The sequence below is a fragment of the Streptosporangium sp. NPDC048047 genome, from assembly GCF_040653115.1.
In the GTDB taxonomy this organism is placed as follows: domain Bacteria; phylum Actinomycetota; class Actinomycetes; order Streptosporangiales; family Streptosporangiaceae; genus Streptosporangium.
The window spans coordinates 154,250-167,207 of sequence record NZ_JBEZNH010000011.1; the positions used below are offsets into that span (position 1 = coordinate 154,250).

The 12,958-nt window shown below is 73.9% G+C and carries 10 protein-coding genes; 6 read left to right on the top strand and 4 right to left on the bottom strand.

All coding sequences use genetic code 11. From position 1 onward, the window contains the following. Window positions 1–960 (bottom strand): ABC transporter substrate-binding protein, encoded by a 960-nt coding sequence (locus AB0D67_RS12905; protein WP_362933210.1) that lies wholly within the window; start codon window positions 958–960, stop codon window positions 1–3. Between the two features lie 402 nt (window positions 961–1,362). Between AB0D67_RS12905 and AB0D67_RS12910 the strand changes: the two genes are divergently transcribed. From AB0D67_RS12910 to AB0D67_RS12920, 3 genes are all read left to right on the top strand, one after another. Beyond that, window positions 1,363–2,883, top strand: a complete 1,521-nt coding sequence (locus AB0D67_RS12910; RefSeq protein WP_362933213.1) for a pre-peptidase C-terminal domain-containing protein — start codon at window positions 1,363–1,365, stop codon at window positions 2,881–2,883. A 243-nt stretch (window positions 2,884–3,126) separates the two neighbouring features. After that, window positions 3,127–3,687, top strand: coding sequence for a DUF4142 domain-containing protein (locus AB0D67_RS12915; RefSeq protein ID WP_362933216.1), 561 nt, complete (start codon window positions 3,127–3,129; stop codon window positions 3,685–3,687). A gap of 87 nt (window positions 3,688–3,774) precedes the next feature. Next, complete coding sequence (locus AB0D67_RS12920) at window positions 3,775–5,679, top strand: ABC transporter ATP-binding protein (protein WP_362933219.1); 1,905 nt, start codon at window positions 3,775–3,777, stop codon at window positions 5,677–5,679. An 83-nt stretch (window positions 5,680–5,762) separates the two neighbouring features. Here the strand turns inward: AB0D67_RS12920 and AB0D67_RS12925 are convergent, their stop codons facing one another. Further along, a complete protein-coding gene (locus AB0D67_RS12925) occupies window positions 5,763–6,707 on the bottom strand; it encodes an endonuclease/exonuclease/phosphatase family protein (protein ID WP_362933222.1) in 945 nt (314 codons plus the stop codon). A 142-nt stretch (window positions 6,708–6,849) separates the two neighbouring features. Next, window positions 6,850–8,451 carry a phospholipase D family protein gene (locus tag AB0D67_RS12930; protein ID WP_362933225.1) on the bottom strand — a complete coding sequence of 534 codons (1,602 nt, stop codon included), beginning with the start codon at window positions 8,449–8,451 and terminating at the stop codon, window positions 6,850–6,852. Window positions 8,452–8,725: 274 nt separating this feature from the next. On the opposite strand from AB0D67_RS12930, the gene AB0D67_RS12935 reads away from it, so the two are divergent. From AB0D67_RS12935 to AB0D67_RS12945, 3 genes are all read left to right on the top strand, one after another. Then, the gene (locus AB0D67_RS12935; protein ID WP_362933228.1) at window positions 8,726–8,962 is read left to right on the top strand and encodes a ferredoxin; all 237 of its coding nucleotides are present in this window, start codon (window positions 8,726–8,728) and stop codon (window positions 8,960–8,962) included. Next, window positions 8,949–10,346: an FAD-dependent oxidoreductase gene (locus AB0D67_RS12940; RefSeq protein ID WP_362933231.1), complete on the top strand. Its 1,398-nt coding sequence runs from the start codon at window positions 8,949–8,951 to the stop codon at window positions 10,344–10,346. The genes AB0D67_RS12935 and AB0D67_RS12940 overlap by 14 nt, the downstream gene beginning before the upstream one ends. Window positions 10,347–10,490: 144 nt before the next feature. Further along, on the top strand, window positions 10,491–11,729 hold the full coding sequence (locus AB0D67_RS12945; protein ID WP_362933234.1) for a cytochrome P450: 1,239 nt from the start codon (window positions 10,491–10,493) through the stop codon (window positions 11,727–11,729). 87 nt (window positions 11,730–11,816) lie between these two features. Here AB0D67_RS12945 and AB0D67_RS12950 read toward each other — a convergent pair whose 3' ends face one another. Continuing rightward, entirely contained in the window at window positions 11,817–12,890 is a 1,074-nt protein-coding gene (locus AB0D67_RS12950; RefSeq protein WP_362933237.1) for an LLM class flavin-dependent oxidoreductase, read from the bottom strand. Window positions 12,891–12,958: the final 68 nt, after the last annotated feature.

A 12,958-nucleotide genomic window follows, 5' to 3' on the forward strand; every position in this document is an offset into this window, starting at 1 on the left:
CTAGTCCACGGCCGCGTTGATCGTGGCGGTCTTCACGGCGATCGACTCGGCGCCGTACCCGGCCAGGATCTTCCCGTATGTGCCGTCGTCGATGAGGGACTGCAGCGCCTTCTGGACGGCCTGGGCGAGCGGCTGGTTCGCCTTGGCCACGCCGATGCCGTTGGGGGAGGCGTTGTAGCCGCCCATGGCGGCCGGGTCGTCGACGGCCTCGAAGGCGGCGCCGCCGTCGGCGGTCTTGGCGGTGTAGATGGCCGCGGGCTTGGTCTGCAGGCTGGCGACGACCGTGCCGGCCTTGATGGCGAGCTGGGCGTCGGTGTCCTTGGGGTACTCCTTCTTGGAGATCTCCGGCCTGCCCGCGGCCTTGCAGTCGGGCTGCCACTTGTCGATCAGCTTCGACTGGTTGGTGGCGGCCTGCGCGGCGACGGCCTTGCCGCACAGGTCGGTGTGGGCGGTGATCTTCTCCGGGTTGCCCTTCCTGACGAGGATGCCGGTGCCGGAGACGGAGTAGTCGACGAAGGTGAGCACCTGCTGGCGCTCCTTGTTGTCGGTGAGCGCCGACATGACCGCGTCGTACTGCCCGGCCTGGATGGCCGGGATGATGCCGTCGAACTTCTGCTGGCCGAACTCGAACCGCACGCCCAGCCTGGCGCCGAGCGCCTGGCCGAGGTCGTAGTCGATGCCGGTCAGCTCGGTGCCGCCCTCGGAGACGAACATCTCGAACGGCGGGTACGGCGCGTCGGTGGCGACGCGGACCTTGCCGGCGCTCCTGATCGCGTCGGGCAGCAGGGCGGTGAGGGCCGGGTCGGCGGTGATGGAGACACCGGCGACCGTCTGGGGCTTCGGCGCGGTCCCCGCGGCGGAGGCGCCGCCGGCGTCCGCGGGCGCGCCGGAGGTGGTCTGGCCGCACGCGGCGGCGCCGAGCAGGAAGAGGCCGGTCAGCAGAAGGCGGTGTCTGCGCACGTCACACCTCGGGGGATCGGGGGCGGGGGTGGCCTGGATATTACAGAAACCCTGCATTCCTGCCAAGATGTAACAAATATAACGATCGAGTCCCGGTCGCCTCCGGGATGGCGGGCTCGGCTCCTGGGTGGCCGGCCGAACTCGGAAAATGTACTGAAAATTACGTCTTTATCTGTAGTTCGAGTGGATGTAACGTGCGTTTCATCGTGCCGTCCCCCCGGAGGTCCCATGTCCCCCCTCCCGCCCCCCGCGGCGACCCCTCCCGCCCGGCCGTCCGAGCCGTCCCGCCTCTTCGGGCCTCCCGGCCCGTTCCGCGTGTTCCGTTCCCTTTCCCGGTCCGCCTCCCGCCCGTTCCGTTCCGCCCCCCGGGCCGTCTCCGGTCGGTTCCGGTTGCTCGCCGTCATGGCGCCGGCCCTCCTTCTCCCCCTGTCACTCGGCCCGGCCCCCGCGGGGGCGAGCACCGCACCCGTCACGGCACTCGTCACCGTGCCCGCCGCCTCCGCCGCCGTGCCCGGCACCGCGTCTGTCACGGCGTCCACCGCCGGGGCGCACGCCGTACGGCAGGCGGCCGGAACCCTCGCCGCGCCGGCCCGCGCGCGCTCCGTCACCCGGGTCCGCCGGGGAAGCTCCGCCGACGTCAGTCGGAGCGGCTGGTCCGGTCCGGCCTTCGTGATGAACGGATCCGGAGGCGTGGTGACCGCCACCATGAGCAAGGCCATCGACGCGATCCGGGGCGGAACCGGCATCCTGGACGTCACGGTCATCGCCGGATCCGGCACCGGCACCCCCGAGTGCGACGTCATCATGGGCCTCGCCGGCGTCAACTCCTGCACCACCCTCGTCCTGACCGCCACCGGCGACGGCAATGACGCCCAGGCCAACACCGACATCCGCAACGCCGAGTTCGTCTACTTCGCCGGCGGAGACCAGTGCCGCTACGTCGCCTGGAAGGGGACGGCGCTGGAGGCGTCGGTGGAGTCCGTGGTCGCCAAGGGCGGTGGCAGCGGAGGCGGCAGCGCCGGCCACCACGTCAACAGCGACGTCGTCTACGACGCCTGCGGTGGCAGCGTCACCTCCGCCGAGGCCCTGGCCGACCCCTACCGCCGGTCCATGACCTTCACCACCGGCATGTTCCGCTGGCCGAACTACCAGAACACGATCAACGACTCGCACTTCGTGGCCCGTGACCGGATGGGCCGCCTGATGGCCTTCGTGGCGCGGTCGGTCAAGGACGGGCTGGTGAGCGGCGGCAAGGCCTGGGGGGTGGGCGTCGAGGAGGGCGGTTCCCTCTACATCGGCCGCGACGGCCTCGCCACCCTCTCCGGGGCCGCCGCCTACGTCGTCCTCGGCGACCACCAGCCCGAACAGGCCGTCTCCGGGAGGCCGCTGACCTTCTCCGGCTTCAAGATCTGGAAGATCGCCCCCGGTCAGACCTACGACTTCGCCCATCGGCCGACGTGCGGCTACTACCTCAGAAGCGTCACCGACGGCGTGGCCGACGCGAACCTCTACTCCGGGACGCCGGTCACCGACTGCACCACCCCGCCCCCCACCGGCGGCTCGGGCTTCGCCGAGGCCGAGTCCAACGACTCCCGCACCGCGGCGAACGACATCTCCGGCCTGACCTACCCGGTGACGGTCACCGGCGACATGAAGAGCTCCTCCGACCGCGACTACTTCAGGCTCACCCTGACCGCCGGGCAGCGGGTGACGGCCGGCTGCGCCGTCCCGGCCGCCTACGACGCCGACCTGTACCTGCTCGACTCCTCGGGGAACACCCTCACCCGGTCCGTCAACGCCGGCGCCGGGGCCGACGAGTCGCTCGCCCACACCGCGACGTCATCGGGGACCTACTACCTGGAGGTGGAGGCGTACGGAGGCTCGGGAACGGCCGACTACTCCTGCTCGGTCGCCAAGGGCTGACCGGGGCGCCGTCCGGGACTGCCGCGGGCACGCGGGAGTCCGGGCGGCGCCGTACGGCGTCGCCCTTCCGCCGCTGGGCGTCCCGCCGGGGCGGGGATATCTCCCGGGCGGCGTGTACGGGGTGGTTGATCGGTCATCACCAGGCTTTTCTGATCATTTATCGCCTCATATAGCTATAAATGTGGATAACTGAGCACGTCGTCAGGAGGTGGTTGTTCAGTCGCACACCGAACGGGGGACCCAATGATCAGAAGGATCGTCGTCCTGCTGGCCGCCATGCTCGTCGTGATGGGCGGCGCCGTACAGGCCGCCGTGGCCCAGCCGAACCTCAACGAGCAGGACAGGAAGTTCCTGGTCCAGGCGCACCGCGGCAACCTGGCCGAGATCCGGTCGAGCAGGCTCGCGCTGAGGAAGTCGGACTCCCAGGACGTCAAGGACATCGCCCAGAAGCTCATCACCGACCACACGGCCCTGGACGACAAGCTGCGGCCGGTGGCGGAGCAGGCGGACGTGCAGCTGCCGGACCGGCCGAACCGGATGCAGCGCGAGCAGATCGAGAAGCTGTCGAACCTCAGCGGCCCGGCCTTCGACAGCGCGTGGCTGGCCGCGCAGGCCGCCGACCACCGCATGACGCTCAAGCGCCTCGACCGGGAGCTGACCAACGGCTCCTCCTCGGCGGTGAGGAAGCTGGCGCAGGACGCCCTGCCGGTCATCCGGGAGCACCTGCGCCTGGTGCGCGAGGCCCGCGCGAGCGAAGGTCCGAGCGAGGGCGCGAGCGAGAGCCCGAGCGAGAGCCCGAGCTGACCCGTCCCGGACGCCACCTTGACCTCGACCTTAGTTGAGGTTTTAGGATCGACCCCTCGATCCTAAAAGAAATCCGGTGGTGTCCTGATGAACATGGAAATGGCGGCGTGGCACTCGATGTACGCCACGATGCAGGCGCAGGAGGACAAACGGCCGTTCTCCATGGCCACGCTGCGCCGGATCGGAGCCTTCGCCCGGCCGCACACCCGCAAGCTGGTGTTGTTCCTGCTGCTCAGCGTGGTGGGGGCGGTGCTGGCGGTCGCCACGCCGGTGCTCGCGGGCCAGGTCGTCGACGCGATCGTCAACCGCGCCCCGGTGGAGGCCGTGGTCCGTCTCTCGGCGCTGATCGCGGTGATCGCGCTGGCGGAGGCCGGGCTCGGCCTGGCGACGAGGTGGCTGTCGGCGACCCTGGGCGAGGGGCTCATCCTCGACCTGCGCGCCGCCGTCTTCGACCACGTGCAGCGCATGCCGGTGGCCTTCTTCACCCGGACCCGCACGGGCGCGCTGGTCAGCAGGCTGAACAACGACGTGATCGGCGCGCAGCGGGCGTTCAGCGACACCCTCTCCGGCGTGGCCGGAAACCTCGTCACGCTGCTGCTCACGCTGGTGGTGATGATCGGCGTCTCCTGGCAGATCACCCTGCTCTCGCTGATCCTGCTGCCGGTGTTCGTGCTGCCCGCCCGGCGGATGGGCTCCCGGCTGGCCCGGCTGAGGCGTGAGGCGGCCGCGCACAACGCGACGATGAGCACGCAGATGACCGAGCGTTTCTCCGCACCCGGGGCGACGCTGGTGAAGCTCTTCGGCCGCCCGGCCGAGGAGTCGGCCGAGTTCGTCGCCCGCGCCCGCCGGGTGCGGGACATCGGGGTGCGCACGGCGATGACGCAGTCGGTGTTCGTCACCGCGCTGACGCTGGTCTCGGCCCTGGCCCTGGCCCTCGTCTACGGCGTCGGAGGCGCCTACGCGCTGCGGTCGCTGCTCGACCCGGGCGCCGTGGTCGCGCTCGCGCTGCTGCTCACCCGCCTGTACGCGCCGCTGACCTCCCTGGCCGGCGCCCGCGTGGAGGTGATGAGCGCGCTGGTGAGCTTCGAGCGGGTGTTCGAAATCCTCGATCTCAAGCCGCTCGTCGCCGAGCGTCCCGGCGCCCGCGCGGTGCCCGACGGGCCGGTGGCGGTCGAGTTCGACGACGTCCGGTTCGCCTACCCGTCGGCGGACAAGGTGTCGCTCGCCTCCCTGGAGGACGTCGCCCGGCTCGACACGCGCGGCGGCGTGGAGGTGCTGCACGGGGTGTCCTTCCGCGCCGAGCCGGGCCGCATGGTGGCGCTGGTCGGCTCCTCGGGGGCGGGGAAGTCGACGATCGCGCAGCTCATCCCGAGGCTCTACGACGTCGACGCGGGCGCCGTACGGCTCTCCGGGGTGGACGTGCGCGACCTGACGGCCGAGTCGGTCCGCGGGGCCGTCGGGATGGTCACCCAGGACGGGCACCTGTTCCACGACACGATCCGCGCGAACCTGCTGCTGGCGCGGCCGGAGGCGACGGAGGAGGAGCTGCTGGACGTGCTGCGCCGCGCCCGCCTGACCGAGATCGTCGACGCGCTGCCCGACGGTCTGGACACCGTCGTGGGCGAGCGCGGCTACCGGCTCTCCGGCGGCGAGCGGCAGCGGCTGACCATCGCCAGGGTCCTGCTGGCCCGGTCCCGGGTGGTGATCCTGGATGAGGCCACCGCGCACCTGGACTCCACCTCCGAGGCCGCGGTGCAGGCCGCGCTGGGGGAGGCCCTGGACGGCCGGACGGCGGTGGTGATCGCGCACCGGCTGTCCACCGTCCGCGCGGCCGACCTCATCCTGGTGATCGAGGACGGGCGGGTCGTGGAGCGCGGCACCCACGCCGAGCTGCTGGCGGCGGGCGGCCGCTACGAGCAGCTGTACCGGACCCAGTTCGACCAGGAACCCGCCGGCCCCGCCGTACCCGTCACGGCCGGTACGGCGGGCTGAGCCGGGGCGGTCCCGCCGGTCACGGCGGGACCCGGGGACGGACCTGGTCGGGCGGCCGTGACGGGTACGGCGGGGCCGGTCCGTCAGGGGAGGCCGAGTTCGGCGAAGACCGGGCGGTGGTCGCTGCCGGGCAGGGAGTGCACGCTGAACGCGCTCACCGGCATCCGCCGGTCGGCGAGCACGTGGTCGATCGTCACGCCGGGCAGGGACCTCCACCCGAGCCGCGGCCAGGTCGGCGTCAGCCCCCGCCCGGTGGCGTCGGCCGCGTCGCGGTAGCCGCTCGCCAGCAGGTCCCGCACCGGCGGATGGTCGAGGGTGGCGTTGAAGTCGCCGGCCAGCACCCGCGGACGGCCGCCCGCCCGCGGCAGCGCCGCCAGGCCCGCGCCCCAGCAGGGCACCTTGCCGGTCTGGCTGGGTGCGCACGGGTGCACCGAGACGACCTCGACCTCCCGGCCGCCCGGCAGCGCGACGACGGCCCGCGACTGGCGGAAGCGGCCCAGCTCGATCAGCGGCGCCTCGGTGAGCGGATGGCGGGAGTAGATGCCCGACCCGGACACGCCGGGCCGGGAGCGGTCCACGACGTACGGCATCAGGCCCCGCAGGCCCGCCTCGTCCAGGCGGCCGAGCGCGGCGGGGGTGAGCTCCTGGAGGGCGAGCACGTCCGGCCTCAGGTCGCGCACCAGCCTCATGAGCGACGCGGTGTCGCCCGAGCCCACCCTCAGGTTCGCCGCGAGCACCCGCAGCCGCGACGGCCCGGCGGCCGGGCCTCCGTCGGCGACGTACCGGGGGAGCACGGCCGCGATGAGCGCCACGCTCGCCGCGAGGGCCACGGCGGCGGACGCCCGGCGGCGCGACACCGCCGCGAGCAGCAGCGTGACCACCGAGAGCGCCGCCACGTACGGCGTGAACGCCACCAGCGGGACCCACTGCCAGGCCGGGGTCCACCCGGCGGTCCTGACCACCGCCCACGCCGCGACCGGCAGCACCGCGAGCCACACCAGGAGACCGACCGCCCTTGACCTGATCATGGTGTGGGAGCGTAACCGGCGCCGGTGCAGATTCCGTGGAGATCCGGTGCGCGCACCGTCGCGCTCCTCCGGGACGCCCCGGCGGTGGGGAGGCCCCGGCGGCCGGCGCGGAGCGGACTTTCCGCCGTCCGGTTTCCGCCGTTCAGTAGGAGCCGGCGCGGCGCAGGGCGCGTGGCCGCCCGTCGGGGTCGTGCACGATCCGGTAGAGCGGGTCGGCCCACAGGGCGGTCCACCGGGAGAGACCCGGCGACCGGTAGGCACGCAGCCGGCCGGGCGGCCGGGGGCCGCGCCGTCCCTCCTCGTGCCAGTGGTCGAGGCGGGCGGCGCAGGCGGCGAACGCGTCGAAGAAGGACCGCGGGTCCAGCAGGACGCCGTCGTCGTCCTCCGGCAGCTCGAGGTGCTCGCGGGCGAGGGTGAGCCGCAGGTCCCGGGGGAGGCGGCGGGCTCCGTCGCCGTGGCCGGCGGGGTCCAGCGGCGCGCGGCCGTCCGGGGTCTCGTCGAGCACCGCGCAGGTCAGCTCGGAGTCGTAGGTCCAGGAGCGGCGGTTGAAGTTGTCGGAGCCGATGGTCGCCCACACGTCGTCGACGACGCAGACCTTGGCGTGGACGTAGACCGGGGTGCCGTTCCCGTTCTCCAGCCCGTACACCGCGAAGCGCTCGCCGCCGGCCTCCTGGAGCACCGACAGCGCCCGGTTGCGGCCCAGTACCTGGGGGACGTCGCCCAGCAGGCCGTCCTCGTCGGAGTGCAACGGCAGGACACTGATCATCAGCAGGTCCGGGTTGTCGCGCAGCGCGTCGGCGAACGACTCGGCGACCTGCGGCGACCACAGGTACTGGTCCTCGATGTAGACCAGGGCGCGGGCGCGGCGCAGCGCCTTGAGGTAGCCGCGGGCGATGCTCCGCTCGCCCCGCGGCGCGAACGGGTAGCGGGTCAGCCGGTGGGCGTAGGTCCGCAGGAGCTGTACGGCGTGCGGCCCGCGGGCGGGCGGGTCGGGGAACTGCCGCGGCAGCGGGTCGGGGCGGGTGTCCTCGCGGCGCAGCAGGTCGGCCAGGCGGTGCACGGGGTTGCGGGTCAGCGGGCCGGGGTCCTCCCAGCGTTCCCGGAAGACGGCCTCGACGTCGCCCACGGCGGGACCCTGGATCGCCGCCTGCACGTCGTGCCAGGGCGGGCGCTCGCCGTACACCCCGGACATGGGCGCGGCCTGCGGGTCGCCGTCGTGCGCGGCGTCGTCGCGGCGGCTCCAGCACAGGTCGATCCCGCCGACGTAGGCGATGTCACGTTCCGGGCGGTCCCGGTGCCGCAGCACCACGAGCTTCTGGTGGTGGGAGCCGCCGGGCGGGACCCGCATGTCGCGCAGGCACTCGCCGCCGGCGGCCTCGATCTCGTCGCCCAGGTGGCGGTTCTCGGCCTCGCTGAAGCGGAGTCCGTCCCAGTGCGAGCGCCACAGCAGCCCCTTGACCACGACGCCGCGCTTGGCCGCCTCCCCGAAGATCTGGGCGACCTCCGTGCCGGGGCCGTCCAGCCGCTCGGAGGGGTCGCCCCGCCAGTCGGTGAACAGCAGCAGGTCCCCGGCGCGCAGTTCGCGGACCCGGGCGAGCAGCTCGGCGAAGTACGGCGCGCCGTGCGGGATGGGCCGGACCGTGTTGCCGTCCGACCAGGCGACACCGGGATCGTGCCGGCCGTCGATGGACGTCGCCGGGTTTCCCCGTTCCTCGGGGGTGAGGAACCAGTCGTTTACCTTCATCGCAGGTGCTCTACCCGTCTTTGACCTGGTTTCACCCGCGAGACGGGGAGCGGGCCCCTCGACGGGGCCGGGGAGCGGTCCCTCGAAAGGCCGGGCGCCGGCCTCCGCCGAGGCCGGACGGGCCGCGGCGCGGGCGTTCCCCTCCGTTGGGGCGGACGGCGGCAAAGACCCCGCCAAAAGCCGCAACACCCCGGTTTCCGGATGATGTTTCCCCAGGTCCGCTCCCTAGGCTGGCAGCGTCCGACGCCGCACCCGCCGAATGGGGGCAGCTCTCGTGAGGATCGTCGTGGACCTCAACCGGTGCGAGGCGTACGCGCAGTGCGTCTTCCAGGCACCCGACGTCTTCGCCATGCACGGCGAGGAGGCGCTGATGTACGAGCCCGGCCCCGGGGACGAGCGGCGCGAGCAGGTCATGCGGGCCGCCGCGTCCTGCCCGGTCCAGGCCATCCTCGTCGAGTGGCCCGGCGAGGCGGCCGCGCCGGAGGGGGCGGGGACCGGTGCCCGCGGCTGACGGAGCGGCGGAGGAGTTCCGGCGGCGCGGCCACGCCGTCGTGGTCGGCGCGTCCCTGGCGGGCCTGCGGGCCGCCGAGACGCTCCGCGAGAAGGGCTTCACCGGGACACTGACCATGATCGGTGACGAGCCGCACGAGCCCTACGACCGGCCGCCGCTGTCCAAGCAGGTCCTGCTGGGCCTCACCGGCGCCGGCGACACCCTCCTGCCGCGGCGCCGCGCGCTGGAGGCGCGCTGGCTGCTCGGGGAGGCCGCCACCGGGCTCGACCCGTCCGGACGGCTGGTACGGCTGGCCGGCGGGGACGAGGTGCGCTACGATCGCCTGCTGATCGCGACCGGCACCCGCGCCCGCCCGTGGATCAGGGAGGCCGAGGCCGCCCTGGACGGCGTCTTCACCCTGCGCACCAGCGACGACGCGGCCGGTCTCGCCCGCCGGATGGACGCGCGGCCCCACCGGGTGCTCGTCATCGGCGCCGGGTTCACCGGCTCGGAGATCGCCTCGGCCTGCCGGGAGCGGGGGATCGACGTCACGGTCGCCGAGCGCGGCCCCGCACCGCTCGTCGGAGCGCTGGGCGGCGTCGTCGGCGCGGTGGCGGCCGAGCTGCACCGCGAGCACGGCGTGGACCTGCGCTGCGGCATCACGGTCACCGCGCTGGAGGGCGACCAGGCCGGGCGGCTGCGGTGCGCCCACCTGTCCGACGGCACCGTGCTGGAGGCGGACGTGGCCGTCGTCGCGCTGGGCGCGGTGCGCAACACCGAGTGGCTCGCCGGATCCGGGCTGGCCGCCGGGCCGCGGGGAATCGCCTGCGACGCCGGGTGCCGGGCCTTCGACGTGCACGGCATCGTCACCGACGACGTCTTCGTCGCCGGGGACGTCGCCCGGTCCCCGCACCCGCTGTTCGGCTACCAGTTCCTGTCGCTGGAGCACTGGGGCAACGCGGTCGCCCAGGCCGAGGTCGCCGCGCACAACATGGTCAGCCCCGGTCCGGACCGCCGCCCGCACCTGTGGCTGCCGGCGTTCTGGTCCGCCCAGTTCGGCGTCAACATCAAGTCCGTCGGCGTCCCGCCCATGGGCCGCGAGCTGGCCGTCGTCCAGGGGTCCCTGGCGACGCGCCGGTTCGTCGCCGCCTACGGCCACCAGGGGCGCGTCATCGCCGCCGTCACCTTCGACCACGGCAGGTGGCTGCCGTTCTACGGCCGGCTCATCGAGTCGGCCGCGCCCTTCCCGCCGGATTTCGCCCAGGTGGACCGCGCCCCCGGGGGTGCGCGGGCGATCCCGGCGGAGTTCCCCGACCCCGCCCTGCCCACCCACGGCCCCACCGTCACCCTGAGCGGCTACGCGCCCGACGAGCGGCGCGTCACGTTCGTCCCGGCCCGCCTCTGAGGACCGCTGAGGACTCTAGGGACCGCCCGCCGATCCGAGAGCCGTCCGCCGCTTCACGGAACCACCGAGAACCGCTGAGAACCGCCCGCCGACCCCGGGAACCGTACCCGCCTTCCGAGGGCCGTCCGCCGAGAGGAGCCCGTCATGACCTCAGCCACCCTGCTGCGGCGGATCACCGACTACGCCAGCCGCGCCGACCCCTACCCGCTCTACGCCGAACTGCGCAGGACGCCGGTGGCGCGGCAGGAGGACGGCGTCTACGCGGTGAGCACGTACTGGGAGATCGCCGCCCTGCTGCACGACCCCCGCCTCAGCTCCGACCCCCGCAACCGGGTCCCCACCGCAGGTGAGGAGGACCTCCTGGAGGAGGAGCAGGAGGGGCTGCCGCCCGCCTTCCTGCGGCTCGACCCGCCCGAGCACGACCGGCTGCGCCGGCTGGCGAACCGGCCGTTCGGGCCGCCGGACAGCCCCCGGCGGATCAGCGACATGCGCGGCGACCTCGCCCGGATGGTCTCCGGCCTGATCGACGGCCTGCGCGACCGGGAGGAGGCCGACCTCGTCGAGGACTTCGCCTACCCCTTCCCGGTGATGGTGATCTGCGAGCTCCTCGGGGTGCCGCACGAGGACGAGGCGCGCTTCCACGTCTGGGCCGAGGCGATCGTCGCCGGGCTCGACCCCGGCGAGGAGGGGGAGGGCCCGGTCGAACGGCGGCGCGCCGCCCAGCGGGCCCGCGGGGAGCTGGGCCGCTACCTGGCCGGACTGATCGAGGACCACCGCCGCGCGCCCGGCGGCGACATGCTGTCCGCGCTGGTCGCCGGGCACGGCGACCGGGAGCGCATGTCGCCGCTGGAGCTGGTCGTCACCGCGGTCCTGCTGCTCATCGCTGGCCACGAGACCACGGTGAACCTCATCACCAACGGCATGCTGACCCTGCTGCGGCACCCCGACGCCCTGCGGAGGCTGCGGGAGGAGCCCGGCCTGGCCGTGCCGCTGGTGGAGGAGCTGCTGCGCTTCGAACCGCCGGTGCAGCTCCTGCCCCAGCGCACCGCCCTCGCCGACATCGACGTCGGCGGCGTCACCATCCCCCGGGGGGCGCCCGTCTGGCTGGTCCTGGCCTCCGGCAACCGGGACCCCAGACGCTTCACCGACCCCGACCGGTTCGACCCCGGCCGGACCGGCAACGAGCACCTCGGGTTCGGCGGCGGCATCCACTACTGCTTCGGCGCGCCGCTGGCCCGGCTGGAGGCACAGGTCGCGCTCACCGAGCTGGCCCGCCGGCTCGTCGAGCCCCGGCTGGTGGAGGATCCGCCGCCCTACCGGCGCAACCCGGTGCTGCGCGGCCCCCGCCACCTGCCCGTCGCCTTCGGCGGCTGCACGCCCTGACGCCCGGTCAGACGCCGGGCACCGGGTACGGCCGGGCACAGGGCCGCTCGCGCGGGCACGCGGGCACGCGGGCCGGGCGCCGTACGGTCAGGCGCCGGGCAGGCCGTACGCTTCGGCGATCAGACCGTAGGAGCGGATCCGCGCCTCGGGGTCGGCGAGCTGCGAGGTGATCATCAGCTCGTCGGCCTCGGTGCGCTTGCGCAGCTCCTCCAGCCCCGCGCGCACCGCGGCGGCGTCGCCCAGCACCACGTTCGACAGGTGGTCGTGGACGAAGGCCGCCTCGGCCGCGGAGTAGGGGTACGCCTCCGCCTCCTCGGGCGTGGGGATCGGCTCCGGGGCGCCGCGGCGCAGGCGCAGCATGGCCAGCGCGCCCGGCCGGGCCAGGCGCAGCGCCTCCTCGGCGGTCCCGGCCGCCACGGCGGCGACGCCGATCATCGCGTACGGCCGGTCCAGCGCCTCCGACGGCTGGAACGCCGACCGGTACAGCTCCAGAGCGGGGACGGTGTTGGCGGAGCTGAAGTGGTGGGCGAACGCGAACGGCAGCCCCAGCAGGCCGGCGAGCTGGGCGCTGAAGCCGCTGGAGCCGAGCAGCCAGATCGGCGGGCGGCCCGACTCCGGGGAGCGGGGGACGGCCGAGAGCCGGTGCAGGGGGTCGTCGGCCGGGAACGAGGCGTCGAGGAAGCCGGTCAGTTCGGCGAGCTGCTCGGGGAAGTCGTCGGGCCCCAGGTCGCCGCGGCGCAGCGCCCGCGCGGTGGCCGGGTCGGTGCCCGGGGCGCGACCGAGACCGAGGTCGATGCGGCCGGGGTGCAGGGCGTGCAGGGTGCCGAACTGCTCGGCGATGATCAGCGGCGCGTGGTTGGGCAGCATCACGCCGCCGGAGCCCAGCCTGATCGTCCGGGTCGCCGCGGCAAGGTGGGCGATCAGCACTGCAGGGGAGGAGCTGGCCACCGACGGCATCCCGTGGTGCTCGGCCACCCAGATGCGGTGGTAGCCCCACTCCTCGGCGCGTCTGGCCAGCTCGGTGCTGCCCGCCAGCGCCTGGGTGGCGGTGAAGCCCCTGCCGACGGGCGCCAGGTCGAGGATGGACAGCGGGACCTCGGCGGAGCCGCGCGCCGCGCCGCGGATGTCACCGGGGACGTCGCCGGAGATGTCATGAGCCATGTCAGCGGCGAACCCGCCCCGGCCCGCGTTTATTCCGGCGTCCCCTCCCCGTCCCGGGCCCCGGCCAG